The following is a 24390-nucleotide window of genomic DNA, read 5'->3' as shown; positions in this document are numbered from 1 at the left end:
ATGAATTATCTTAAACATTTTTTCCTCGTTTCGTTTATTGGCGCTGCCTTTGGAATTCAAGCACAGGAAAAAGAAGAAACTGCCGACTTAATTACCGACAGGCCCGATGCCACCGAATCTCCAAATACAGTTCCGAAAGGATCAATTCAACTGGAAACCGGCGCTTTTTATGAATCTTATAAAAATGAGGGTATCCAAGATGAGATCTTGGGATACAATACCACATTGGTGCGATACGGCTTGCTGAATAACTTCGAATTGCGAGTGGGCTGGAATTTTGAAGAAGGCAGAACTTCGCTGGATGGAACCCGAATTTCGGATGTTTCTAGTGGATTTTCACCCTTGCTTCTGGGGATGAAAGTTGAAATTACTGAAGAGAAAGGATTATTGCCCGATATTGGATTGTTAGGACATCTAATGCTTCCGTTTTTGGCCGCAACAGACTATAGGCCCGAAACAACGGGAGTCGATTTCCGTTTTTCGTTTGCACATACCATAAATGAAAAATCGGGTATTGCCTATAATTTGGGAGCCCAGTGGGGAGACGATTCTTCGGAAGTCGCCTATGTCTACACCCTGGTATATGGTTTCAGTATTTCAGAAAAAATAGGCATCTACGCCGAAGTCTATGGAGATTTTCCTGAAGATAGTAAGGCAAATCATTATTGGGATACCGGGTTGACGTATGCCCTTCAAAAAAACATACAACTGGATGCAACATTCGGTCGAAGCTTCACCGAAGGACAAGATATACTAGTGAGCGCAGGACTAAGCCTGCGATTACCTAATTAATTACGATGAAAAAGATACTACTACTTATTGCCATAATTTCAATGTTCACAGGGTGCAAAAGCCCTGCTGAAGATAATGGAAAATTAAAAATTGTTACCACTACTACCATGATAACCGATTTGGTTAAAAACATTGGTGGAGATTTTATCGAAGTCAACGGACTCATGGGCGCCGGGGTGGATCCTCATTTGTATAAGGCAAGTGAAGGCGATGTGTCGAAACTTTTCACCGCCGATATTATTTTTTACAACGGGCTGCATCTGGAAGGGAAGTTGGTAGATGTATTTGAAAAAATGGAAAGCACCAATAAAAAGCAAATTGCACTTGCTGAAGTATTAGACAAGAATACGTTAATTGGCTCCGAATATTTTGCGTCCAATTACGATCCGCATGTATGGTTCGATATTCAGTATTTTATACAGTTTGCCGAAAAAGTAACTGATGAACTGGCAAAAGCCAATCCTGAAAACGCAGAAGCTTTTCAGCAAAACAAGCTGGTGTATATTGAAAAGTTAAAAACACTTGAAGCCGAAGTAAAAGCAATCATTGCAACACTTCCGAAGGAAAAAAGAATACTTGTAACGGCACATGACGCCTTTAATTATTTTGGAAAGGCATACGATTTTGAGGTTGTGGGACTGCAGGGAATTTCTACTGCCACCGAAGCAGGAGTGCAGGATGTACAGCGCCTATCAGATTTTATAATTGAAAAGCAAGTAAAAGCCATCTTTGTGGAAAGTTCGGTGCCACGAAGAACCATCGAAGCACTTCAGGAATCCGTACTTTCAAAAGGCGCCGAAGTCTCAATTGGCGGATCTCTTTACAGTGATGCCTTAGGAAACACGGGAACTGAAGAAGGAACCTATATAGGGATGTTTCGATACAATGTAACCACAATAGTTAATTCCTTAAAATAATGGAAACCAAATACGCTGTTCAAGTAGATGATCTTACGGTAGCCTATAACTACAAACCGGTTTTGTGGGATATAGATTTAGCTGTCCCTGAAGGCGTACTTATGGCAATTGTGGGTCCCAATGGAGCCGGAAAATCCACTTTGATAAAGGCTATTCTAGGAATTATAAAACCCATTGCGGGAAGTATTTCTATTTACGATAAACCTTACGAAAAACAGCGAAAGTTAGTCGCTTATGTTCCCCAAAAGGGAAGTGTAGACTGGGATTTTCCAACCACGGCCATCGATGTAGTAATGATGGGTACCTACGGAAGCTTAGGATGGATAAAACGCCCCGGACAGAAGGAGAAAAAAGCCGCTCTGGAAGCTTTGGAAAAAGTGGGAATGCTGTCCTTTAAAAACCGACAAATTAGTCAGTTGAGCGGCGGTCAGCAACAACGGGTCTTTCTGGCTCGAGCCTTGGTGCAGAATGCGGCCATCTATTTTATGGATGAACCCTTTCAAGGTGTTGATGCCACCACCGAGATAGCGATAATCAATATTTTAAAAGAACTACGAAAGGACGGGAAAACCTTAATTGTGGTACATCACGACTTACAAACCGTGCCCGAATATTTCGATTGGGTCACATTTTTAAATGTGAAAAAGATCGCAACCGGGCCCGTAAAAGAAATTTTTAATGACGATAACCTTACAAAAACGTATGGCATCAATTATAAAGTAGCTATCAATAAATAGATTTTTAAGAGAAAAGAAAATAGATAAAAGAGCCTAGACGCATGACCCTTTCTGAATATTTCGAATTGCTCTGGAGTGATTACACCCTCCGAACCATAACAATGGGGACGGCGGTATTGGGAGCTATTTGCGGAATGTTGGGAAGTTTTGCGGTCTTGAGAAAACAAAGTTTGTTAGGAGATGCTATTTCTCATGCAGCCTTACCGGGGATTGCGCTTGCCTTTTTAATTACAGGAGCCAAAGACACCAATATCCTTTTGTTAGGCGCTTTGATTAGCGGATTAATCGGGACATTTTGGATTCGAGGAATGACATCGAAAACACATCTTAAAAGCGATACTGCTTTGGGATTGGTGCTGTCGCTTTTTTTTGGTTTCGGAATGCTTTTGTTAACTTTTATTCAGAAACAACCCAATGCCAATCAAGCCGGATTGGATAAATATTTATTCGGACAGGCAGCAACACTGGTAGAGGACGATGTGCGCTTAATGCTAATCGTTACGGGAATAAGCCTGGTAATTTTATTGCTTTTCTGGAAAGAATTTAAAATTCTGCTTTTCGACGCAGATTACACCAAAACGCTGGGTTTCAATACAAAATTTATTGATGTGCTTATTACATTTTTTATTGTTCTGGCCATTGTGTTGGGACTGCAAACCGTAGGAGTTGTCCTTATGAGCGCTATGTTGCTGGCACCGGCAGCCGCGGCACGTCAATGGACCAACAGCTTAGGGGTTATGATTGTTTTGGCAGCAATTTTTGGAGCATTTTCGGGCGTTTTTGGTACAGCCATTAGTGCGAGTCAGAATAATTTATCTACAGGTCCGGTAATTGTTTTGGTAGCAGCGGTTTTTGTTTTGGTTTCATTTGTGTTTTCTCCCGGAAGAGGTTTGTTGTTTCGTGAAATACGTTTCAGAAATAACCGGAGAGACTTAAAACTAAAGAAAACCCTGCAAGTTATGTACGGGATAGCAAGAGATCACGAAAATATTTCGCATCCGCATGCCATTCGTATTCTAAATAACTTCCAGGGATTTACGAGAAAATCACTCAAACAAATGGAAGATAAGGAATGGATTACGCTTGAGGGACAGCAGTGGGCCATGACCGAAAACGGCTTTGAAGCTGCAAAAAATTTATATAGCCAACAACTTAAAGATGACTAGTCCGCAAATAGAAATACAATTAATCGCTGTAGTGGTGGCGATTGCCTGCGCCATTCCCGGGGTGTTTTTGGTGTTGCGGAAAATGGCCTTAATAAGCGATGCGATAAGTCATTCCATATTACCCGGAATTGTAATCGGGTTTTTTATCACTCAGGATTTAAATTCTCCTCTGCTTATTTTATTGGCAGCGTTAACGGGTGTCATTACGGTAGTCTTGGTGGAAGCCATTCAGAAAACAGGTCTGGTAAAAGAAGACACTGCCATTGGGCTGGTATTCCCGGCCTTATTTAGTATTGGAGTGATACTTATTGCCAAGAATGCAAACGATGTGCATTTGGATGTCGATGCCGTTCTTTTAGGCGAATTGGCCTTTGCTCCTTTTGACAGGCTTCTGATATCGGGCATGGATTTGGGACCGAAATCGTTGTGGCTCATGGGAACCATTTTATTGATAACCATCGCATTATTGATACTCTTTTTCAAAGAACTGAAAGTGAGTACTTTCGACGCCGGACTTTCTTCGGCTTTAGGGATTTCTCCAATAATTATGCATTACGGACTCATGTCGGTTTCTTCGGTAACGGTGGTGGGGGCTTTCGATGCAGTAGGTGCCATTTTAGTGGTTGCATTAATGATTGCTCCGGCGGCGACCGCCTATTTGCTCACGAGCGATTTAAAGAAAATGATAGCTTTGTCCATTGTCTTTGGAATTGTTTCGGCACTTGGTGGCTACTGGCTTGCACACGGCTTGGATGCTTCAATTTCGGGATCCATAACCACAGTGCTAGGAGTTTTGTTCCTGTTTGTGTATTTATTCGCACCTCGAAAAGGATTGCTTTCGGTTTTGTACAGACAGAAGCAACAACGTACAGAGGTTTCTTTAATTACCTTTTTATTGCATTTGAACAACCATTCCGAAGAAAATGAACGCCATATCAATCACCTAAACGAGCATATAAATTGGCAGAAGGTACGGGCTAAAACGGTACTTGATTTGGCCCAGAAGAACAATATGATATCGATCCAAAAAGGGGTGGTCTCGTTAACCGAAAAAGGGAAAGATTTTACTCAGCGTGCTCTGGAATACATTATGACTAACAAAGATGACAGGATTGAGCATATGAAGGATGATTTCTTTTTATTTAGAGGTTAGCGTTTTTTGGCACAATATTTTCCTTTATCTTTAAAAATAAAATCGTTTTGGAATGAAAAAATCACTTTTATTGGTTGTTGTATTGTTTTCAGCCATCGTTTATAGTCAAAGTCAGAATCCGGTGGAGATTCCTAAAATTGTTATCAAGGTTGCTTTGGGAGAATCGGCTCAAATTGGACCTGTTATTATCAAGTTTCTCGATGTAGTGGAAGATTCCCGATGTCCCGAATACGTAACTTGTGTCTGGGCGGGACGTGTTGTTGTGAATGTTGAAGTAAAAGCGAAAGGGAAACCTACCGAAATTAAGAAACTAATTTTTGGTCAGACAAAACCGGGAGAATCAATAGATAACATCTTATATTCTGTTTCGGGATATAGTTTGGAGGCCACCATGGTAACTCCTTACCCGAAGGAAAGCACAAACGAAATAAAGGATTATGCTTTGCTTATTTCAGAAAACAAGGGATAAATTTAGTGACAGCCGCAATCTTTCTTGCCGCATTTAGTTTTACCTCCGTCTAAGGTTTTAGACGTTTTTTGTCTGCCTTCAAAAATAGGATTCCACACAAATTTTCTTAGCAGATAACCTGTGGCAAGACAGAAGGTAATAAGGACTAATATAGTTTGCATATTACAAAGATATTATTTTAAAATTTGATACGCTGCCAAGGCAACGATATAAGCGATAGCGCTCATGGCAAATAGTTGCCACATTGGCCATTTCCAACTGTTTGTTTCTTTTTTTACGATTGCCAGTGTACTCATACACTGCATGGCAAAGGCATAGAATAAAAGTAAGGAAACCCCACTAGCAAAATTAAACAAGGGCGTGCCTAATACCGGATTTACTTCGGCGGCCATACGGTTTTTAATGGTTTCTTCTTCTTCACTTCCCACGCTGTATATAGTCGCTAAAGTACCCACAAATACTTCTCTTGCTGCAAAAGAGCTCACAATGGCAATACCAATTTTCCAGTCGTACCCCAGGGGTCGTACAGCGGGTTCGATTCCTTTTCCAAGGATTCCTATATAGGAATTCTCCAACTTGAAAGCTGCTATTTTGGTTTCAAGTTCAGGTTCTGAAAGTGATGCTGCTGAATTTTCCTGTGTCACTATGGCTTCGGCATTATTGAAATCTCCCGGGCCGTAGGAAGCAAGTACCCAAAGAATTACTGAAATCGCCAGGATAATTTTACCGGCACCCAAGACAAATGATTTTGTCTTTTCAACTACGGTAATTACCACATTTTTAAACATGGGAAGTTTGTAGTTAGGCATTTCAACCACAAAAAAGGTTTTGGATCTAATTTTGAGAATTTTATCTAAAATATATGCCGAAAAGATTGCGGTAGCGAATCCCAACATATACAATAACATCAAGGTAATACCTTGTAAACTGAAAATACCCAAAATACGTTGTTCGGGAATTACCAGCGCGATAATAATTAAATACACCGGAAGCCTTGCCGAACAAGTAGTAAAGGGTGTTACCAATATGGTAATAAGGCGTTCTTTCCAGTTTTCAATATTTCGTGTTGCCATAATCGCCGGTATGGCGCAGGCTGTTCCCGAAACCAAGGGGACAACACTTTTTCCGCTTAAACCGAAACGACGCATAATGCGATCCATTAAAAATACTACCCGACTCATATAGCCGGTTTCTTCAAGAATGGAAATAAATAGGAAGAGAAAGGCGATTTGTGGAATAAAAATCACAATTCCGCCTAATCCGGGGATGATCCCTTCGGCAATAAGACTGGTAAAATCTCCCGGAGGCAAGGTGTTTTTTATCCATTCACTCAAAGCGGCAAAGGAACTGTCGATAAATTCCATTGGGTAGCTGCTCCAATCGAAAATTGCTTGAAAAATTAGCAGGAGGATTCCGAAGAAAATAACATATCCCCAAACTTTATGCGTCAACACTCGATCCAATCTGCTTCGTAAATCCTTGGCATTAGCGGTATCGATGGTGAGCGTATTTTTTAATGCATCGTTGATAAACTGATAGCGGGCAATGGTTTCCTTTTGCTGAAGACGTTTTAAATTACTTACCGATTCGGTTTGAAAGGTAGCCATGCCTTTCATTTCTTTTCGATCTAGTTTTCCGAAATTCACATCCTGGGTGATCACCAACCAGAGTTTGTACAAATCTTGAGTAGGAAAGGCTTTCCGAAGTCGGTCAAAATATTCGGGCGCAATAGACGAAGCATTTACACAAGGTTTTGTGGAAAGCTGGCCGTAATTTGAAATGTATTCTTTTAAAGGCTCGAATCCTTCATTTTTGCGCGAACTAATCATGCAAATTTTGGTTTCCAACCGCTGTTCAAGCTCTTCAACATCCAGAGAAATCGCCTTCCGCTTCATTCTGTCGGCCATATTAATGGCGAGGATGGTTGGAATTCCAAGGTCTTTAATTTGGGTAAAGAGCAATAAATTTCGCTTCAGATTTTCAATTTCAGAAACAACGACGGCTACGTCTGGAAAATCTTTGTCGTTTTTATTGAGAAGCAATTCGATTACAACGTTTTCGTCGAGAGAAGAAGCATTCAGACTATAGGTTCCCGGCAAATCGAGAATATGTGCTTTTACACCGCGGGGCAATTTACATACCCCCTGCTTTTTCTCGACGGTAATCCCGGGGTAGTTTCCTACCTTTTGATTTAAACCTGTGAGCCTGTTAAACACCGAAGTTTTACCGGTATTAGGGTTTCCAATAAGTGCAACGTTAATTTGTTTTGCCATTACCAGTCTATATCAATTCTATTTCAATTTGAGCAGCAGTTTCTCTTCTAATGGCAAGATGACTTCCGTTAATATTTAGATATAAGGGATCTTTAAATGGAGCTGTTTGAACCAGAGACACTTCGTTGCCGGGGAGACACCCCATTTCCAATAATTTTAACGGCACAACTTCTACCGAAAATTCCTTGATTATGGCAAGCTGACCTTTTTTTAATGAAGCAATCGTGAGCATTATGTTTATTTAGATTGATTTTAAACAAGGCAAAAGTAATCGAAAAAAGGGAGGTGTAAAAACATTTCAGTTTAAAAAAGACTATTGCTCTTTTTTTAAGATTTGAATGTCTTCTAAAAGTTGTTCGATGGCCTTAGGATCGGTGCCGTCGTAATATCCCCGTACACGTTTTTTGGTGTCTACCAACACAAAATTTTCGGTATGGATAAGGTCATATGGGGAATACGGATTGTCTTTTGCGGCCAGGTAGGATTTTCGTGCAAGGTCATAGATTTGTTTTTTATCGCCCGTCACCAAATTCCACTTTTGGTCGTCCACCCCTTTTTCGGCAGCATATTTTTTAAGTAGAGGCACCGAATCGGTTTCGGGCATTACGGTATGAGATAGTAATAATACGGAGGCGTCATTTTTCAGTTTTTCCTGAATTTCCACCATATGATCTGTCATAATGGGGCAGATAGTCTGGCAGGTGGTAAAAAAGAAATCGGCCACATAGATTTTATTTTCGTAGTCGCTTTGTGTGATTTCTTTTCCGTTTTGATTGGTGAGTGAGAAGTTGTCAATTGTGTGGTATTTTTTTACGTGCTGAAGGGTACTGTCTACCAATTGAGCTGTGACATCGGCAGGCTGATAGACAGGAAGTACTCTTTTAGGATTCAGAATGCTGTAAATAATGCTGATTATTATAACCGAAAGCACTAAAAGCACTATTCCCAGCAACTTGTATTTTGAAAAAAACCGAAGCATATTTTAATATATCTGATGCAAAATTACCACCTATAAAAATATTTTCGGGTTTGTAACGTATTAAAGTTTGTGCGGACTAATGACAAGTTTGCAATAATTTTTTTAACAAGGCAGAATAGATTACTTTTGTGCCCTAATTTTAATGACTATGACTCCATTTGCTGTAAAAGCAGTTCAGCTTCTTTTAAGCTTATCTATATTAATTGTTCTGCATGAGTTGGGACATTTTATTCCTGCAAAAATATTTAAAACTCGGGTAGAAAAATTCTTCCTCTTTTTTGATGTCAAATTTGCCCTGTTCAAAAAGAAAATTGGTGATACCGTCTACGGAATTGGCTGGCTTCCATTGGGAGGTTATGTGAAGATTTCCGGAATGATCGATGAGAGCATGGACAAGGAACAGATGGCTCAACCGCCTCAACCCTGGGAATTTAGAAGTAAACCGGCCTGGCAACGATTGATTATAATGCTGGGAGGAGTTACCGTAAATATTATAGTGGGATTTGTAATTTATGCGAGTATTTTATATTTCTACGGACGAGATATTACTACCGTTTCAGATTTACCACAAGGATTTGCAGTAGCGCAGGAATTTAAAGAGCTTGGTTTTGAAGACGGAGACAATATACTGAAGGTAAATGGGAAAGAATTTGAAGATGTAAGGGCTATTAATAAATACCTTTTCTTAAGAGATGTAAACAGTGTTACCGTCCTTAGACAGAATGGCGCTACCGAAACTATTTTGGTGCCTGAAGATATTGGAGAGCAGATGTTTAAGAAGGGTGTAATGTTGCCTTTTCAGGCGATACGAAGTTCTGTGATTGATACGGTAAATACAGAGTACCCTGCTGCCGCTGCCGGATTTAAAAAGGATGATAAAATTGTGGCGGTTAACGGCAATAATGTTGCGTATTGGCATGAGTTTCAGAATTCATTGGATAAAAAAGGTGAAAACTCCATTGTTGTTTCCCGAAACGGGAGCTTAGACACCTTAAAAGTTACTCCCAATGATGAAGGCGTTATTGGAATCAACAATTTTGGAAATGATTTATCCACCGGAGCGACAAAACTAACGTACGGATTGGGGGCGAGTATCACCGAAGGTGCTGCTTATGGCTATAATATCCTGAAAGATTATGTGAAACAATTTAAGTATGTCTTTACTGCAAAAGGGATTACCCAGGTTGGTGGTTTTGGAGCGATTGGGAATTTATTCCCGGGAGAATGGAGCTGGCTTGCTTTTTGGCATACTACGGCACTAATTTCCATTATTTTGGCGTTTATGAATGTACTGCCTATTCCTGCATTGGATGGAGGACATGTAATGTTCTTATTGTATGAAATGGTTAGTGGGCGAAAGCCAAACGACAAGTTTATGGAATATGCACAAATGGTTGGATTCTTTTTATTGATTGCCTTGGTTTTGTTTGCCAATGGAAACGATATTTACAGGGCAATTGTCGGAAAGTAAAAAAAACAGATTCTTTTTTGTCGCACTTAGAAAATAAATTATATTTGCAACCGCTAAAAGGGTAACACCTTTTATATTTCTATATGAAATTCCTCTTTAGCTCAGTTGGTTAGAGCATCTGACTGTTAATCAGAGGGTCCTTGGTTCGAGCCCAAGAAGAGGAGCGAAAGAAGCCTGTATGTCATTGATATACAGGCTTTATTGTTTTTATTGTAGCGTGTTTATCCCGCACATGTTGCGGGAAGCCAGAACTTTTAATACGAAAGCGACGAGAAGCCATCTACGAAGGTAGGTGGCTTTTTTCGTAAGAAAAACTTGGGCGAGAAGTTTATCCCGCACATGTTGCGGGAAGCCCGAACTTTTAATACGAAAGCGACGAGAAGCCATCTACGAAGGTAGGTGGCTTTTTTCGTAAGAAAAACTTGGGCGAGTATAACATCACGGAAGCGCTTTCAAGGCTCTCGTTACGACCCAAAATCACTTTTTAGCAAAGCGGATAGATTCAATCAGAAGTTGTTTTTCCCATGTTGCATTGCATTAATACATCCTATTGTGTAATTTAATTTTTTATCTTTAAGCATGTTCACTACTTATTTACCTGATAAGGTTCTCGAGCCCTATGTGGCGACTCTATATACTATCGAGTGGGAGGGTGAAAGGGATAGCGACATATTTAATGAACTATGCCTGCCTACCGGCTATTGCATTTTGGCGTATTTGTTTGATGGAGGATTTACGGTCTACGTTGAGGGAGCAAAAATCCCTTTGCCCAATTTTTATGTGACAGGTCAACAAGCATGCAAGTATATCTTTAAGTCGAATGCAAATAGTATTAAAATAGTTGGGGCAGCCCTGAAACCAACCGGATTATGGCATTTATTCGGATTAAATATGCCTTCATTAGTCAACAAGGCTGAACCTGCATTAAATTTACTTGATATTCCTTCGGATTTGTTACAGGAATCTTTGAGTACTATAAAAGCTCCCAAGGAAGGAGTTTCTATTTTAGAAAAGATTCTTATCCAAAGGGTACAAAGCAGCGTCCAATCTCCAAATGCTGTCGATATAGCCATTGGTATGATTCATGAGAAAAGAGGATGTGTTTCGGTAACGCAGCTAATTCAAAAATTGAATATCAGCGAACGGTATTTTCAGAAACTGTTTAAGAAAATGGTAGGATTAACTCCTTCTTTATACACTCGTATTGTCCGATTCAATTTTATGTTTTCTGAAATGAATCCCAAAGCCGAACAGGATTTCAAAACGATTAGCGCCTTGTATAATTATTACGATTTTTCACACTTTTCACGGGATTTCAAAAAATACTGCGGAGAGGCCCCTACCAAATTTCACATTGACAGGTTTCATTTTCTGAAGGAAACCATGATCGAAGCACCGGTCATCCTAAAACACAAGTAATACTTCCTATAACATGCTAAGTCCTCGCATTTATGGACGGATTTATACATCACTTGCGTGGTATTTTCTCATAAATTCACAATAGAAGGAGTAACATTCCATTTGTGAAGCTCATTCGCAAGCACACGATGTAGTTATTTCCTCTAACGTAAATTGCTAAAACCGAGTAATGTAATCAAATTGAAAGCAATGAAATTCACATACTTAATTATTATACTTATCACCATCCAGAGTTGCAACAACGCTCAAAAAAGCGATGTAGAAACCTTAGAAAGCACAACTCAGCTTGAAGAGGAAGCATCTTCGACCAAAGAAGTCAATAAAATTGAGTTGCAACAAAAGGGCGACTATTCAAGACTATTTGCGAAAGATTCGAACTGTAAACTGAGTTTAGATGAAGTCGCCACGATATTTGCACTATCGTCTGGTCAAATCAAAACCAATATTGAAGAAATGTCTCCCTGTCGATTCAATATTACTTATCGGGATGGCGGAGAAGGATATTTCGCTATTACAGTTTCAGCGTTACCCAATAAAAGCGTTCAGAAAGAAATAGAGAATAAGCTTTCCAATTCCTATCAAAAGGACTTTATAAAGAAAAGTGATACAGGGGACCACTATATATTTAAGCATCCAAATCAGGGGTATTTGCTTCTTTTAAATCCAAATTACGACAATGTTGTTAAGATTCAGTACAGAACTATGCTGGTATCGGATCTCACGCAAACTCAATTAGAAATACTGGAACAAAGAGGATATCACACGGCAAACTACCTAATCGCAAAATACCAAGACTAAGATGAAAACGATAAAAGTTCTGCTTACTGCATTTGTTATTTCGATGGGTCTTGTCTTCTGTGGTACTCAGAAGCAACAAGTAAATACGAATCGAAGTATCATAGGTTCCTGGCAAGGATGCGATGGCCGAGTGGTGACTTTTACTCGAAAAGGAGATTCTATTCTAGGTCATTATACAGAGTTAAATGGTTTGGAGCGATTTGGGTTTACTAGAAATGAAATTGGACACAAACTTATTAAAGAGAGTGCCGGTTCCTATTCGGGTCTGGTAAAGTGGCGCGCCGTGAATATTAAAGAGCCAACTTGGAGGACTGTGAATGTTTTTATAAATGGAAATGTATACAAAGACCAGGGTTCAGATCGCTGTGGCAGAGACATGACACGCATCACTAAATAGTAAAAAAAAGACGAACATTATGAATAGAATTCTCTGCTTACTTTTTGGACTTATGCTGCTCGTACAGCCATTGCTTCACGCACAGCCCTATTCGCTGAAAAAGGATTTCAAACCCGTCAAATTGGAACTGTTGAAGGATACCCGTAAAGGCCATGAGGGTGAAAAGAGTATTACCTATGTTGGTAAGGTTGCCGACTCGGCCAGTTTTCATTACATAAAGGGATATGATATGTATCAAAAGGTGGATATCTTGGTTGCCAATTATGAGAGCGATGAATCGCTAACGGTTTCATTAATTACTGATACCTGGGACGAAGTTGTAGCTACACAAAATACAGGTTCATCGAAAGACGGAATTGTGAATTTTAAACTACAGGATCATGGTGCTATCGGAATTAAAATAGACCCACCTTCAAGTGGTGCTGCGAAATATGTAATTGTGGTCCTGGCGAGTCCGCCAAAACAAGAACATTTGGGAAGTCCCTTTGTGCCTATTGAAAAAAGCCAGATGAAAGTTAGCGGTTCTGAATCCGGTGATGACGGTGGAGGAAGTAATCTTATTCTGTATCTAATAATAGGAATCGCCTTATTAGTGATTGCTTTTTTGGGCGGAAAATTACTCGGAAAGAAGAAAGCAGCAAACTTTTTTATCCTAATGCTTTTCACTTCTATTTCGGTTTCGGCTCAAATGGGAACCACCGGGATTCCGGAGGGATCACTGGATATAATGGAATCACAACAACAGCAAGATTCTAATGATAATCAGGCACGCAGAGATTTCAGATCCAATACAACTCAGAATATAGTGACTCGTTTAATTGAAATTCGGTCTACATGGAATGAAATCCGCAGCTTCGACAGAAGTTATACCACATATCGTAATTGTGTGCCAACGGGAATTGCGCCGGACGACCCAAGAATTCCGTCCTTTTGTACCGAATCTTCAACCGAAACAGGAACTTACGATTCGAGTAATTGTGCGGGTTGCTTTGGAAACTCACGGCGTGATTTTAACGAGGCAAGATATAAGTTAGAAATGCTGGCGGGGATTTATAAATGTGCCAAAACATATTCAAATGCTGCAATTGCACTTGGGGACAATACTTCGGGAATACATGCTGTAACAGGAATTGTATGGCAGCAGGAACGTGCTAAAATTATGAAAGATGTACAAAAAATGGAGGAGGAGTACGACAAAACCTATTCGTATTTGATGCAAGAACTTCGTGATTCGATGATGGAATTAAATTTATGTGAAGAACAATATGGTGTAGAAGATTGGTTTGATCGATTTGGTTTTATGTATTTTGAATTTATGCAGGAAAAATACAGACGGGTGAATTAATGAATAATTGCCTTAAGAAGAGATTCATAAACAACAAAAAGCCATTCACTTTTGTGAATGGCTTTTAAATTAAATAGTCATAATGAATATTTACATTGCTGGAGGCAGCGGTGCCGGCACCACATTCTCTACAGGTTTTACTGTTTTTAAGTAAGCGAAAATGGCCTTCAAATCTTCATCCGGGAAGTTTTTATAAAATTCCCACGGCATTGGAGGCAACAAACTTCTGCCGTCTTTTTGGCCCTTGAATTTTCCTTCTTTAATAGCTACTAAGAACTGTTCTTCGGTCCAAGTGCCAATTCCTGTATCATCGGAGGTTAGGTTGGCCGCAAATGAGGTTCCCCAAGGCCCGATAGCAGCGGTTAACCCCATAGAAAATAGCGCATAATTTTTTGCAGTTTCTTTGTCGTATGGAAGCAAGACTTCACTGGCAGGATGGCCCGATAGCAGTCTATCAGGGTCTATCGTCGGGCCATGGTCCGTCATTTTCTTTGGAGTATGACAGTCGTGGCAACCTATGGAATTCACCAAAAGCTTGCCTCGTTCAACGGGATCAGCAACGGTTGTAGCGGGTTCGTAAAGTTTTACATCTTCTTTTTCTTTCTTTGAAGGTGCATCACAAGCAATTGCAAGTAGTAGACAAGCAAATGCTAACAAATTAATTGTCTTCATGGGTTGTATTCGTTTGATTGTTAGTACAGTATTAAAAATACAAAATTATTGAATAAAAAAATATAATAGATAAAATAATCTGTAGAACTAGTGACGAGTAGGCCTAAAAAATGTGACATTCGGAACATCATAAATTTAACTACGCACTATAAAAACAATCAAATGTCTGGAAATAATAAGGTTGTCGTAAAAAATTATTTTTTGGAGATGTTTTCAAGCATTTCCCGGGTCATCTCTTCCAAAGAATAGTTGTGTTGCCAACCCCAATCTTTTCTTGCTTCACTGTCATCAATTGTTTGCGGCCAGGAATCGGCAATGGCCTGCCGGAAATCTGGTTCGTACGAAATACTAAACTCGGGAATATGTTTTTTTATACTTGCAGTAATTTCCTCGGGATTAAAGCTAAAAGCTGCCAGATTATAAGCGTTCCGTATTTTTACTGAATCGGCCGGGGCTTCCATAATACGCACTGTAGCTTCAATGGCATCGGGCATGAACATCATTGGTAAAGTTGTTTCAGCATTTAAAAAACACACATATTTTTTATGCTTTAAAGCTTTGTAATAAATATCTACTGCATAATCTGTTGTCCCGCCTCCCGGCATGGTTGTATAACTAATAAGGCCGGGATAACGTATACTTCGAACATCTACACCGTAGCGATTGTGATAATATTCGCACCATCGCTCTCCCGTTTGTTTGCTAATACCATAAACTGTCGAAGGTTCCATAGTGGTGCGTTGAGGTGTTTCCTTTTTTGGAGTAGTAGGACCAAAAACAGCGATACTTGATGGCCAGAAAATCTTTTCAATTTTTTTGTCTCGCGCCAAATTCAAAACATTGAATAGAGAATTCATATTAAGATTCCAGGCTTTCATAGGGAATTTTTCGGCGGTTGCCGATAACATCGCGGCCATTAAATAAACATCGGTAATTTCATAACGCATCACAACATCTTCCACTGCATCATAATCCATGGCATCCAAAATCTCAAAGGGACCTTCCTTCATCATTGTAGCATCGCCTTCAACTATATCGCTGGCGATTACCTTATGACTTCCGTATTTTTTTCTTAAATAGGTAGTGAGTTCGGTTCCAATTTGTCCGGAAGCACCGATAATGAGGATTCTTTTTTTCATTTTAATTTTTTTCGAATTGGCCGATAAAGATAGCGATAATCCTAACGTTCTTTTTAAAAATTATCTTTTGGTTGGTGAAAGAACCGCTATATTTGTGACTTCTAATTGAGTATATGAAACTTGCAGTGTACCTATTTGTTTTTTCCCTGGCAGTAGCGTTTACGATTGTTTCCTGCGGAAATCCTTCGGAAGAGAATACACAGGATCAGGATGTTTTGCAAAATACAAAAGGAATCTTCGGGTTGAAGCCGTACACAATTCCCCAACTTTCCGAAGCCGTAAAGACACATATTACACAATGGTCGGTTTTTGAAGAATTTGAAGGCGATGTGAGGTCAATTCACGGAAGTAATTTGGAGAAACTGAGAAGCACTTCAGACAGACTGGTACAGTACTCCGATTCGCTTTCAAAAAAAATCCCCGACACCCTCAACAGTAAGGCAATTATTTCACGACTCACTGTGGTGAACACACGGGCAAACATACTTTCACAAGAGGTACATAGATCGAGGATTGATTCGTTACAATTAGAAAACGCTATTGCCGAATTGGACAAGGCAATGACCAATTTTATTGTGCAGCTAAACGAAAAGTTTCAAAAAGATGCCATCGATTTCCAGCGAAGGGATAATGAGGAAAACGAACTTAAAAAACAGAAAAAATTTCTCGATTCGGTGTATAAAGCTGAACTACGAGACAAAAACAACTAAAAAATGTAACTTTTCCCACACTTTTTAGTCTTATAAATCGTTATAACAATCTCTGAAATTTCAGAAAATTTAATACCCTACCAAATAATGAAAACAAACATTTTAACAGCTGCTTTCGCGACAGCAGTGCTAACAGTTGCCGTAACATCTTGCGGGGATAAAGACAAAACAGCAAAAGCAAATGCTGAGCCAAGGGGAATTATCCTGGCAAACATGGATACTACAGTAAGCCCAAAAAACGATTTCTACAATTACGTAAACGGAAATTGGATGAAAACCACCGAAATTCCTGATGATCAGGTACGATGGGGAGGCTTTAATGTGCTGCGTAAAAAGACAGATTTTGATGTGCTGGCTATTTTGGATCGAGCTAAAAAGAGTGATAAATATGCGGCCAACACCGATCAGGCAAAAGCGTTGATGATTTTCGATACCGAGTTGGATTCTGTTGCTCGTGATGCCGCCGGGGTAACTCCGTTACAACCTGCGCTAGATAAGATTGCGGCTATTAAAACAGTAGCCGACTTTCAAAAAGCTATGACTGTTAATGCCACCGAAATCTCACAACCCTTCCTGGGAATTGCTGCTTTTTCAAACCCCAACAACAGCGCTATGAACTCTGCATACATCACTCCCGGCGGATTGGGATTGCCTGAAAGAGACTATTACACCAACACCGATGCAAAATCGGTTGAAATTAGAGGTCAGTATGTAGATCACATCACCAGAATGCTTCAGTTTTTAGGAGATAGTGAGGCTGATGCGCGAAAACAAGCCGAGGCTATTTTGGCGTTTGAAACTAAATTGGCTATCCCAAGACTGGATAAAGTAGCCAGTAGAGATTTCAGAAATTTTAACAACCCGAGATCTATGGAGGAGGTTCAAAAATTAGTACCCGCCATAAAATGGAATGAAGCTCTTACCGATTTGGGAGTTTCGAAAAAGGTAGATACACTTATTGTAATGCAGCCTGCCTATATGAAGGTTGTACAAAAAACATTGGCTGAAGGAGATGTAGAAACATGGAAAACAGTAATGCGCTGGCAAACACTCAACGACGCTGCCGGTAATTTAACTACCGAAATTGACAAAGCAAATTGGGACTTTTACAGTAAAACCTTAAGCGGTGCGAAAAAACAAAAGCCAGCTAACGAGCGAGCTTTAGCAACAGTAAACAACACTGTTGGAGAAGCGCTTGGAAAACTATATGTAGACGAGATGTTTCCTCCGGAAGCGAAGGCAAAAGCCGAGACTATGATCGCTAATATTATTGATGCTTTTAAAGACCGTATCAAGACTTTAGACTGGATGAGTGATAGTACCAAGGTGAAGGCAGTGGAAAAATTAGATAAGTTCACCGTGAAAATTGGATACCCCGATAAATGGAAAGATTACTCTTCTATGGCAGTAAAACCCGGAAATAGCTACTACCAAAATATGGTGGCCGTTAATGCCTGGAACTTAAAAGACAACTTAGACCGAATAAATGAGCCGGTAGATCGCACCGAATGGGGTATGTCTCCACAAACAGTAAACGCCTATTTCAACCCGTTTAATAACGAGATTGTATTCCCTGCCGCTATTTTACAACCCCCTTTCTACGATTATTTGGCAGACGACGCTGTAAATTACGGCGGAATTGGAGCCGTAATTGGTCATGAGATTTCTCATGCCTTCGACGATAGTGGTTCGCGTTTCGATGCAGATGGAAACCTTGTAAACTGGTGGACAGATGCCGATTTGGAAAATTTTACCGGAAGAGTAGGAAAATTGGCTGAACAATACGACCGAATTGAGGTTTTGGACAGCGTATTCATCAACGGTAAATTTACCTCCGGAGAAAATATTGGCGATTTGGGAGGTCTTTTGGGAGCCTATGACGGATTGCAAAAATTCTATAAACAAAACGGAAGACCCGAAAATATTGACGGATTTACTCCGGAACAACGTTTCTTTATGAGCTGGGCGACCGTTTGGCGTACCAAGCAGCGTGATGAAGCATTGCAAACACAAATAAAAACCGATCCGCATTCTCCCGGAATGTATCGCGCAACACAACCACTTAAAAATATTGATGCCTTTTACGAGGCTTTCGATATCAAAGAAGGGGATGCCATGTATGTGAAACCGGAAGACAGAGTACGTATCTGGTAAAAAAATAAAAGTCTTTGAAAAGGGGCTGTGTAAAATTTTACACAGCCCCTTTTTTTATAATGAATGGGTAAACCTATACCCAAGAATTCCTTTTAAATTCTCTGAAACAACTTCTTTGTATACAGCTTCGGCGTCTTCTGCTAGAAAATGAGGAGGAATCAAATTCAATTCTTTGCATTTTTGAGTATAATACTCCTTTTTTGACGGATGTTGTGGTGTAACTCCATTGAATATATGTCCAAAGGCGTTCTGCTTAATAATATTGGTAAGAATACCAATACAGTCTTCCCGATGAATTAGGTTTACCGGGGCATTGGAATCGTTCAAATTCTCCCTTCCGGCCAAATAACGTGCAGGTTGTCTGCTTCCGCCAAAGAGTCCGCCGAAACGAACCACAGTTGTCTTTAGAAAAGGTGCATAAAAGAAGAGTTGTTCTACTTGTAGCAATTGCTTTCCTGCTCTGGAAGTAGGCTTCGGAAGGTTTTTTTCTGAAACACGACCTTGTGCATCATCATACACTCCGGTACTACTTATAAAGATTACATTTTCTACGGAAGCTTTTTCAACTTCTGTTAAAAAATGAGACATTTTTAGTACATAATCGGCTCCGGTATGCCTTCGTAATCCGGGGGGAATCATGACAATTAAAATATCAATTTCTTTAAGGAAAGCCTGTACTTCGCCGGTGACACCGGTTTCAGAAATTTCCATTGGGAAGACATTAAACCCCTTTTTCTGAAGCGTCGTAGCCTTTTCTCTGTTCGTAACCGAACCTTTTACAACAAAACCCAATGTGGTAAGATGCTGGGCAAATGGAAGTCCCAACCAACCCATTCCGGCGATGGCAATTTTTTTATTCATTCAAGAGTCGTTCTTCAGAAATTATGGAATCATTTTTGGTCTGAGGCAAAGAATCTACCGTAAATTTTCGCAGCACAACAATGGCATCGGTGATTACAAATGGTTTGGGCATCATCGCTTTAGTTCTCTTGTTAATGGTAAACTGTGGATGTTCCAGTAAATCGAAGGAATACTCCAGAGCAGTAAATTCAACCGGCTCATTTTCTTCGGTAACATAGGTGACTTCCAAAGGTTCATTGTTAGCGATATAATAACGAATCAAGCCGTTATTTGTGCGAGAGGAAAAAACATTCCCTAAACTGTCTTTCGACACTTCTTTTCCATTGAAAACCAATTTCTTAAAAACACGGGTCGTGTCTACATACAACAAAATCTGATGCACTTTTCGTTTGGGAAGAAGCGTAAAACTAACCGTTCTTTCGGTACCGCCTAGAGTGTCTTTTTTTACTAAAATTTCGAAGGAAGCAATTTCCTTATGAGGCGCTGTAGCGGCATAAGTATAACTGGTATTGTACTTGCTTCCTGCCGCATTTCCGATGTATTTTGAGGCTTCTTCAGGGGTATCTCCCAGATAGCCTTTTGTCCAGTCGTCTAAAACTGTATCGTAAGTTACCCAATACGATTTTCCGTCTTCTTCATTTTGATAATAGACCAGACTATTCGGTTTTTGACGGGTTTCTGAAAAATCACTGTTAAGATGAGCGCCTATAAAAAATCCGACAGAAATGAATGCACAAAGAATTGAAAGTGTACGTTTCTGAGTGTATAAACTGAAGACCGGGACTAATAATCCAAAGGTTAGCACCGTAAAAACACAACTTATCACAAGCATTTCCAGTCCTAATCCTACCGGAAAAAACTGAATCAAGGGTGCAAAAAAGAAAAGAGCAGGAGCCGATAATAAAGTGAGTAACAAAAGACTCGGTGTTTGCTGTTTCAATAGCAACCAGAAGGATACAAGGCCAAAAAATACCGGAATTATAAAATAAGCTGCACCTTGTAAGTAAAGGCATACCAACACATTTACAAGCAACCATAGCAACAAAGGAGCAACGTAGAGTCCTGCACTGCGTTGTTTTCTTCCAAATCTGCCATAAAGAAAAAACAATATTGCCAGGGACAAAAAGACAAAAAAGGCAATATACATATGGCCGTTGTAGGTAAAGCCGTGTTGGATTTCTAGATAATGCGGATAAAATGCCAGAATGAGTTCCCACCCAAAATATCCTAAAACGCCACAGACAAATAGTGATAGGAATAAGGCTATAAACCCTTTACCAACCGACGCTCCTGTAACTTTTCCGTTAGAAATCCCATAGATTAGCAACACAATAAAAACAACTATGGCAAGAAGCAGCATCCACACAATCCAGGAAAAGGGGTAGCTTATCATTTTTACAACCGGGAAATTTACATACACATAATCTTCTTCAGCTTTGAGTTTAGAAAGATCGGCATCTGCAAAATAATGTAGCAAGGGAAGCAAATAACTTCCTTGATGCTGCAGGGTATTTCGGTCTAAATTCTCAAAATTATCATTTGCAGTATGGTAGTCGAAATGATCGTCTATAAAGGCAAAAAAGAAACTGTCAATGTCTCCGTCTTCTCTAAAAACTGTTGAATCGGTATCGTTGGGGAGCATTTTATAGATACTGTACATGAGTGAAGAAGCCACGGGATATCTGGGATTTGCTTCAGAAAAAGCTTTTACAAGGTTTGCGTTTCCTTGATTGGTTTCTAAAATCATGTTGCTGGGACCACCGCTTCCACGGGCTTCAAAATTTAGAGCTAATCCAACATTTTTTGCCCATGGATGCTCATTCACAAAGAGTTTGGCACCGTCCAGACCCAGTTCTTCCCCGTCTGTGAACAGTATAATAATATCGTTTTTAGGAGTTTTTTCACTTGCCAAATAGGCACGAAAACTTTCCAAAATAGTTACAATTCCACTTCCCGCATCGCTGGCTCCCGGAGATGGTACTTTTGCGCTGTCATAATGTGAAAGCAGAAGTAGCGCCTTCCCGGTTTCTGTTCCTTTTATTTTTGCTATTATATTTTTAGGTCGATCCAGATTTTGCCAATCTTCTTGCAAAACATAGGCTTCTTGTGTTTGCACTTCTAATCCCAAACTTTCTAATTGGGCCACTAAATATTGACGTACTCTTTCGTGTTCTTCTGAGCCCAGATAATGAGGGGCTTTGCTAATTTCCTTCAATGGAACCAAGGCTCTTTCGGTTGAAAACTCGGTTGCAGGAATTGTCGCGGGAGTCCCGGATGAAGGCATTAAGCTGTAAAAGCTATAATAAATGAGACCTACAATTAGTAGTAAGGAGATAATTGCACTAAATTTTTTCATGGATGGGTTGTTTCTATTTCTAAAAGTACAATTTTACGCGCTGTTTTAATGCCTTCAGAATAATTTGAAAGGAACTTGTTTCAAAATTACCTATCTTAGAACGACTTAAAAATCAAAAATATGGGAATTAAAAGCTTTATGGGTAAGCGCGTTAAGCCAAGCAAAGGTAGTAATGAGAATATCAAAGTTTCAGATTATATGAGTAGAAATTTAACCACGTTTCGCTCAGACCAGTCTGTACTGGAAGTCATGGAAACACTTATAAAAAAGAAGATATCAGGGGCTCCCGTTGTAAATGATCAATATGAATTGGTTGGAATTATTTCGGAAGGGGATTGTATGAAACAAATTAGCGAAAGCCGTTATTACAACCATCCAATGGAAGATGTAAAAGTGGAACAGCACATGGCAAAAAATGTAGAAACCATCGATGGCAATATGAATGTGTTCGACGCTGCCAATAAATTTTTAGAATCTAAACACCGCCGGTTTCCAATCGTTGAAAATGGAAAACTAGTAGGGCTTATTAGTCAGAAGGACGTATTAAAAGCAGCTTTAAAATTGAAGGGACAAACCTGGAAATAGGAATTATTTCCTTTCCTTTTTCACAATTAAATATTCATCGAAGTCGTTCTCAAGATCCAAATACCCTTGATCGTATAAATAGTAATAGACCTTTCCTGCTTTAGTGGTATAAATACTTGTAAAGTACTCGAAGTTAAATCCCGCACGCAATAATTTCTCCTTGGTCACCTTGGTTTTGTCTTTGGTATTGAGTGCTTCAAGGATGCGATAGTTTTTGCGCAGGCGATTATTGACATTTCGCAGGAGGTTCTTGTTGTCTTTATTTAAGGAATTGTTATAGGTATTACGGCAAGCGTCGCTACAGAATTTCTTATCGGCCCGACCAATTAATTTATCTCCGCATTCCGGACAAACTCTTTCCATATTTTATTCGTATTCTATATGGCCCCAATTTTCGCCCGACTTGATGCGATAGAGCTGCATTTCGGAAATACCGAATTGTTTTGCGATTAATCGCATGCGGGTTTTTCTATTGGGATCGAAAATTTTACGTTTTATCATTCGTACTTTTCCGGCAGATAATTTTGAATAATTCGGATTTAACCGCGCCTTCTTTCTTGCCTTAATCACTTCCGGGTTTGTTTTATTATGCGCTACCAATTCCTCTTTGGTAGCATAGTCTAAATTCGAAAAATGGTTGTTTATTTTATCAAAATCAGTATGAATCACATACGGTTTGTCCAGCGGATTCTCAAGAAAGAGATGAGCAACGGCTCTATGAATATAAATCAAATCTGTTTTGCCGGTTTTTTTCGTTACCGAAAAGACTTCATAGCCACCTAATACGTATGGTTTAATCATTTCGCCCTCAGGATCGAATTTGTATTTCAATACTCTTCCGTAATTTGATACTTTGTAAATTTCATTATCGCGCCACGACGTTTTTTTGAAATCTTTCCAGATCTCGTTTTTTAAATTAATTAACATGAACAGGGGAGTTTATCCAAAGATAAGAAAATGAAATCACTTTAAAAATTGTGGCCAGTTGGCTAGTGTTCAGCTTGCTTTGCTGAACCGGAAGCAATATGAAACCGATAGATGGCTTCAAATTTTACAAAGACGCCTCCGTTAAGATCGGGATTCAATTGGGTGCGACTATCACCGAAACTAAATGCTGAAAGTCCTAAATCTATAGTATCGCCATCAGCATACACTTCATAGTTATTACTGGCATACCCCACCTTGGCCCGAAGCAGTACACTTTTTTGAAGCGCATTAAATTGAATATAGGTAGCAAATTCCAAAGAACTTAAATCGACGTAAACAGGAGATTCTGAGGCGTCACCATATAAACGAAAACTGCGCCCAATACCGTAATAGTCTATTCCGAGTGTGGTAGCGCCCAAACAATAATTTACATCGGCGGCAATTGGAAGCGACATATCCATTTCGAATCTGGAATTGGGACTTAGATAATACCACCCAATAATTGGAGTGGTGAAAAGTCCGAAAGCTTCGGAAGTAGCATAGAGTCCGAAGCGATATTTTAAATGTTCGGTTTTTTGGTATTTCAAAAGGGCTAATCCGCCAAAATAAAAATCTCTACCCGTAATATGCTTATAGTCTGAAGCGATTTTTGGCAATAAAACAATTGTACTGCTCCATTTTTCAGTATATGTAGAGGCCAGACCTAATTTAAGTGTAGTGCTGTGTAAACTTGTAAAGTTTGCTTCAGGGAAAAGTTCTAAGTTATTTCTACTATAAGCCGCGCCCGTAATAATTGCGTGATTATCGTTGACTACAACAGGAAAAGTAAGATCTGCCTCAACAGATTTTACAAAGGTACTTCCTTCTACATCGACATACCCATTATTAAAAGTCTGGCCGTAGCCAATCTTTATAAGATCCACATATTCTTGTGCAAAACTCGATACAGGTATCAGAAAAAATACAAATGCTATTTTTTTAACCATGTTGCAATTTTACTTTAAATATAGAATTTAATTGAGAATACGGCTGCTTCAGCAAAACAATTCTGAAGTCTGAGAATTTATCAT

25 protein-coding genes and 1 tRNA gene are annotated in these 24390 nt (G+C 39.5%); 15 read left to right on the top strand and 11 right to left on the bottom strand.

What is annotated here, in order from left to right:
- The 6 genes from ATE92_RS04800 to ATE92_RS04775 are packed head-to-tail and all read left to right on the top strand — an operon-like array spanning position 1 to position 5234.
- The gene (locus ATE92_RS04800; protein ID WP_100804357.1) at positions 1-792 is read left to right on the top strand and encodes a transporter; all 792 of its coding nucleotides are present in this window, start codon (positions 1-3) and stop codon (positions 790-792) included.
- A 5-nt stretch (positions 793-797) separates the two neighbouring features.
- Positions 798-1709, top strand: coding sequence for a metal ABC transporter solute-binding protein, Zn/Mn family (locus ATE92_RS04795; protein ID WP_100802620.1), 912 nt, complete (start codon positions 798-800; stop codon positions 1707-1709).
- Complete coding sequence (locus ATE92_RS04790; RefSeq protein WP_100802619.1) at positions 1709-2446, top strand: metal ABC transporter ATP-binding protein; 738 nt, start codon at positions 1709-1711, stop codon at positions 2444-2446. Before ATE92_RS04795 ends, ATE92_RS04790 begins: the two co-directional genes overlap by 1 nt.
- 41 nt (positions 2447-2487) lie before the next feature.
- Complete coding sequence (locus ATE92_RS04785; RefSeq protein WP_100802618.1) at positions 2488-3612, top strand: metal ABC transporter permease; 1125 nt, start codon at positions 2488-2490, stop codon at positions 3610-3612.
- Positions 3605-4765, top strand: coding sequence for a metal ABC transporter permease (locus ATE92_RS04780; RefSeq protein ID WP_100802617.1), 1161 nt, complete (start codon positions 3605-3607; stop codon positions 4763-4765). Before ATE92_RS04785 ends, ATE92_RS04780 begins: the two co-directional genes overlap by 8 nt.
- 52 nt (positions 4766-4817) lie before the next feature.
- The gene (locus ATE92_RS04775; protein ID WP_100802616.1) at positions 4818-5234 is read left to right on the top strand and encodes a hypothetical protein; all 417 of its coding nucleotides are present in this window, start codon (positions 4818-4820) and stop codon (positions 5232-5234) included.
- Between the two features lie 2 nt (positions 5235-5236).
- On the opposite strand, the gene ATE92_RS13990 is transcribed toward ATE92_RS04775, so the two are convergent.
- The 4 genes from ATE92_RS13990 to ATE92_RS04760 all read right to left on the bottom strand — a co-directional run bounded on the left by ATE92_RS13990 (position 5237) and on the right by ATE92_RS04760 (position 8486).
- Entirely contained in the window at positions 5237-5395 is a 159-nt protein-coding gene (locus tag ATE92_RS13990) for a hypothetical protein (protein WP_157809561.1), read from the bottom strand.
- Positions 5396-5407: 12 nt separating this feature from the next.
- Complete coding sequence (gene feoB, locus ATE92_RS04770; protein WP_100802615.1) at positions 5408-7507, bottom strand: ferrous iron transport protein B; 2100 nt, start codon at positions 7505-7507, stop codon at positions 5408-5410.
- A 7-nt stretch (positions 7508-7514) separates the two neighbouring features.
- Entirely contained in the window at positions 7515-7739 is a 225-nt protein-coding gene (locus ATE92_RS04765) for a ferrous iron transport protein A (RefSeq protein ID WP_369819675.1), read from the bottom strand.
- 81 nt (positions 7740-7820) lie between these two features.
- Entirely contained in the window at positions 7821-8486 is a 666-nt protein-coding gene (locus ATE92_RS04760) for an SCO family protein (RefSeq protein WP_100802613.1), read from the bottom strand.
- Positions 8487-8634: 148 nt separating this feature from the next.
- Here ATE92_RS04760 and rseP point away from each other — a divergent pair, with 148 nt between their 5' ends.
- The 6 genes from rseP (at position 8635) to ATE92_RS04730 (ending at position 13916) form a co-directional block, all read left to right on the top strand.
- Positions 8635-9957, top strand: a complete 1323-nt coding sequence (gene rseP / locus ATE92_RS04755) for an RIP metalloprotease RseP (protein ID WP_100802612.1) — start codon at positions 8635-8637, stop codon at positions 9955-9957.
- Between the two features lie 90 nt (positions 9958-10047).
- Positions 10048-10121 (top strand) — tRNA-Asn (locus ATE92_RS04750).
- Between the two features lie 415 nt (positions 10122-10536).
- Positions 10537-11376: a helix-turn-helix transcriptional regulator gene (locus ATE92_RS04745; RefSeq protein WP_100802611.1), complete on the top strand. Its 840-nt coding sequence runs from the start codon at positions 10537-10539 to the stop codon at positions 11374-11376.
- Between the two features lie 189 nt (positions 11377-11565).
- Complete coding sequence (locus ATE92_RS04740) at positions 11566-12174, top strand: hypothetical protein (protein ID WP_100802610.1); 609 nt, start codon at positions 11566-11568, stop codon at positions 12172-12174.
- Position 12175: 1 nt separating this feature from the next.
- Entirely contained in the window at positions 12176-12571 is a 396-nt protein-coding gene (locus tag ATE92_RS04735) for a hypothetical protein (protein ID WP_100802609.1), read from the top strand.
- 19 nt (positions 12572-12590) lie between these two features.
- Positions 12591-13916 carry a hypothetical protein gene (locus tag ATE92_RS04730; RefSeq protein WP_157809560.1) on the top strand — a complete coding sequence of 442 codons (1326 nt, stop codon included), beginning with the start codon at positions 12591-12593 and terminating at the stop codon, positions 13914-13916.
- A 90-nt stretch (positions 13917-14006) separates the two neighbouring features.
- Here the strand turns inward: ATE92_RS04730 and ATE92_RS04725 are convergent, their stop codons facing one another.
- Positions 14007-14588, bottom strand: coding sequence for a c-type cytochrome (locus ATE92_RS04725; RefSeq protein ID WP_100802607.1), 582 nt, complete (start codon positions 14586-14588; stop codon positions 14007-14009).
- Between the two features lie 194 nt (positions 14589-14782).
- Positions 14783-15727: an NAD-dependent epimerase/dehydratase family protein gene (locus tag ATE92_RS04720; RefSeq protein WP_100802606.1), complete on the bottom strand. Its 945-nt coding sequence runs from the start codon at positions 15725-15727 to the stop codon at positions 14783-14785.
- A 113-nt stretch (positions 15728-15840) separates the two neighbouring features.
- On the opposite strand from ATE92_RS04720, the gene ATE92_RS04715 reads away from it, so the two are divergent.
- Positions 15841-16437 (top strand): hypothetical protein, encoded by a 597-nt coding sequence (locus ATE92_RS04715; RefSeq protein ID WP_100802605.1) that lies wholly within the window; start codon positions 15841-15843, stop codon positions 16435-16437.
- 87 nt (positions 16438-16524) lie between these two features.
- Positions 16525-18591, top strand: a complete 2067-nt coding sequence (locus ATE92_RS04710; RefSeq protein ID WP_100802604.1) for a M13 family metallopeptidase — start codon at positions 16525-16527, stop codon at positions 18589-18591.
- A 54-nt stretch (positions 18592-18645) separates the two neighbouring features.
- On the opposite strand, the gene ATE92_RS04705 is transcribed toward ATE92_RS04710, so the two are convergent.
- Together ATE92_RS04705 and ATE92_RS04700 are read right to left on the bottom strand one after the other, a co-directional pair.
- Positions 18646-19452 (bottom strand): NAD(P)H-binding protein, encoded by an 807-nt coding sequence (locus tag ATE92_RS04705; RefSeq protein WP_100802603.1) that lies wholly within the window; start codon positions 19450-19452, stop codon positions 18646-18648.
- Positions 19445-21808, bottom strand: a complete 2364-nt coding sequence (locus ATE92_RS04700) for a M28 family peptidase (protein ID WP_100802602.1) — start codon at positions 21806-21808, stop codon at positions 19445-19447. Before ATE92_RS04700 ends, ATE92_RS04705 begins: the two co-directional genes overlap by 8 nt.
- Positions 21809-21928: 120 nt before the next feature.
- On the opposite strand from ATE92_RS04700, the gene ATE92_RS04695 reads away from it, so the two are divergent.
- The gene (locus ATE92_RS04695) at positions 21929-22393 is read left to right on the top strand and encodes a CBS domain-containing protein (RefSeq protein WP_100802601.1); all 465 of its coding nucleotides are present in this window, start codon (positions 21929-21931) and stop codon (positions 22391-22393) included.
- A 3-nt stretch (positions 22394-22396) separates the two neighbouring features.
- Here ATE92_RS04695 and ATE92_RS04690 read toward each other — a convergent pair whose 3' ends face one another.
- The 3 genes from ATE92_RS04690 to ATE92_RS04680 all read right to left on the bottom strand — a co-directional run bounded on the left by ATE92_RS04690 (position 22397) and on the right by ATE92_RS04680 (position 24306).
- A complete protein-coding gene (locus ATE92_RS04690) occupies positions 22397-22756 on the bottom strand; it encodes a hypothetical protein (RefSeq protein WP_100802600.1) in 360 nt (119 codons plus the stop codon).
- A 3-nt stretch (positions 22757-22759) separates the two neighbouring features.
- Positions 22760-23320: an endodeoxyribonuclease gene (locus ATE92_RS04685; RefSeq protein WP_100802599.1), complete on the bottom strand. Its 561-nt coding sequence runs from the start codon at positions 23318-23320 to the stop codon at positions 22760-22762.
- 62 nt (positions 23321-23382) lie between these two features.
- Complete coding sequence (locus tag ATE92_RS04680) at positions 23383-24306, bottom strand: DUF6268 family outer membrane beta-barrel protein (protein WP_100802598.1); 924 nt, start codon at positions 24304-24306, stop codon at positions 23383-23385.
- Positions 24307-24390: the final 84 nt, after the last annotated feature.

The organism is Ulvibacter sp. MAR_2010_11 (assembly GCF_002813135.1).
In the GTDB taxonomy this organism is placed as follows: domain Bacteria; phylum Bacteroidota; class Bacteroidia; order Flavobacteriales; family Flavobacteriaceae; genus Altibacter.
Note: the sequence above shows the minus strand (reverse complement) of the source record. Positions and strands in the feature narration are given on the sequence as shown.

Coding starts and splice junctions, on each gene's coding strand:
- ATE92_RS04800 (WP_100804357.1), top strand. CDS start 1: ATGAATTATCTTAAACATTTTTTCCTCGTTTCGTTTATTGGCGCTGCC.
- ATE92_RS04795 (WP_100802620.1), top strand. CDS start 798: ATGAAAAAGATACTACTACTTATTGCCATAATTTCAATGTTCACAGGG.
- ATE92_RS04790 (WP_100802619.1), top strand. CDS start 1,709: ATGGAAACCAAATACGCTGTTCAAGTAGATGATCTTACGGTAGCCTAT.
- ATE92_RS04785 (WP_100802618.1), top strand. CDS start 2,488: ATGACCCTTTCTGAATATTTCGAATTGCTCTGGAGTGATTACACCCTC.
- ATE92_RS04780 (WP_100802617.1), top strand. CDS start 3,605: ATGACTAGTCCGCAAATAGAAATACAATTAATCGCTGTAGTGGTGGCG.
- ATE92_RS04775 (WP_100802616.1), top strand. CDS start 4,818: ATGAAAAAATCACTTTTATTGGTTGTTGTATTGTTTTCAGCCATCGTT.
- ATE92_RS13990 (WP_157809561.1), bottom strand. CDS start 5,395: ATGCAAACTATATTAGTCCTTATTACCTTCTGTCTTGCCACAGGTTAT.
- feoB (WP_100802615.1), bottom strand. CDS start 7,507: ATGGCAAAACAAATTAACGTTGCACTTATTGGAAACCCTAATACCGGT.
- ATE92_RS04765 (WP_369819675.1), bottom strand. CDS start 7,739: ATGCTCACGATTGCTTCATTAAAAAAAGGTCAGCTTGCCATAATCAAG.
- ATE92_RS04760 (WP_100802613.1), bottom strand. CDS start 8,486: ATGCTTCGGTTTTTTTCAAAATACAAGTTGCTGGGAATAGTGCTTTTA.
- rseP (WP_100802612.1), top strand. CDS start 8,635: ATGACTCCATTTGCTGTAAAAGCAGTTCAGCTTCTTTTAAGCTTATCT.
- ATE92_RS04745 (WP_100802611.1), top strand. CDS start 10,537: ATGTTCACTACTTATTTACCTGATAAGGTTCTCGAGCCCTATGTGGCG.
- ATE92_RS04740 (WP_100802610.1), top strand. CDS start 11,566: ATGAAATTCACATACTTAATTATTATACTTATCACCATCCAGAGTTGC.
- ATE92_RS04735 (WP_100802609.1), top strand. CDS start 12,176: ATGAAAACGATAAAAGTTCTGCTTACTGCATTTGTTATTTCGATGGGT.
- ATE92_RS04730 (WP_157809560.1), top strand. CDS start 12,591: ATGAATAGAATTCTCTGCTTACTTTTTGGACTTATGCTGCTCGTACAG.
- ATE92_RS04725 (WP_100802607.1), bottom strand. CDS start 14,588: ATGAAGACAATTAATTTGTTAGCATTTGCTTGTCTACTACTTGCAATT.
- ATE92_RS04720 (WP_100802606.1), bottom strand. CDS start 15,727: ATGAAAAAAAGAATCCTCATTATCGGTGCTTCCGGACAAATTGGAACC.
- ATE92_RS04715 (WP_100802605.1), top strand. CDS start 15,841: ATGAAACTTGCAGTGTACCTATTTGTTTTTTCCCTGGCAGTAGCGTTT.
- ATE92_RS04710 (WP_100802604.1), top strand. CDS start 16,525: ATGAAAACAAACATTTTAACAGCTGCTTTCGCGACAGCAGTGCTAACA.
- ATE92_RS04705 (WP_100802603.1), bottom strand. CDS start 19,452: ATGAATAAAAAAATTGCCATCGCCGGAATGGGTTGGTTGGGACTTCCA.
- ATE92_RS04700 (WP_100802602.1), bottom strand. CDS start 21,808: ATGAAAAAATTTAGTGCAATTATCTCCTTACTACTAATTGTAGGTCTC.
- ATE92_RS04695 (WP_100802601.1), top strand. CDS start 21,929: ATGGGAATTAAAAGCTTTATGGGTAAGCGCGTTAAGCCAAGCAAAGGT.
- ATE92_RS04690 (WP_100802600.1), bottom strand. CDS start 22,756: ATGGAAAGAGTTTGTCCGGAATGCGGAGATAAATTAATTGGTCGGGCC.
- ATE92_RS04685 (WP_100802599.1), bottom strand. CDS start 23,320: ATGTTAATTAATTTAAAAAACGAGATCTGGAAAGATTTCAAAAAAACG.
- ATE92_RS04680 (WP_100802598.1), bottom strand. CDS start 24,306: ATGGTTAAAAAAATAGCATTTGTATTTTTTCTGATACCTGTATCGAGT.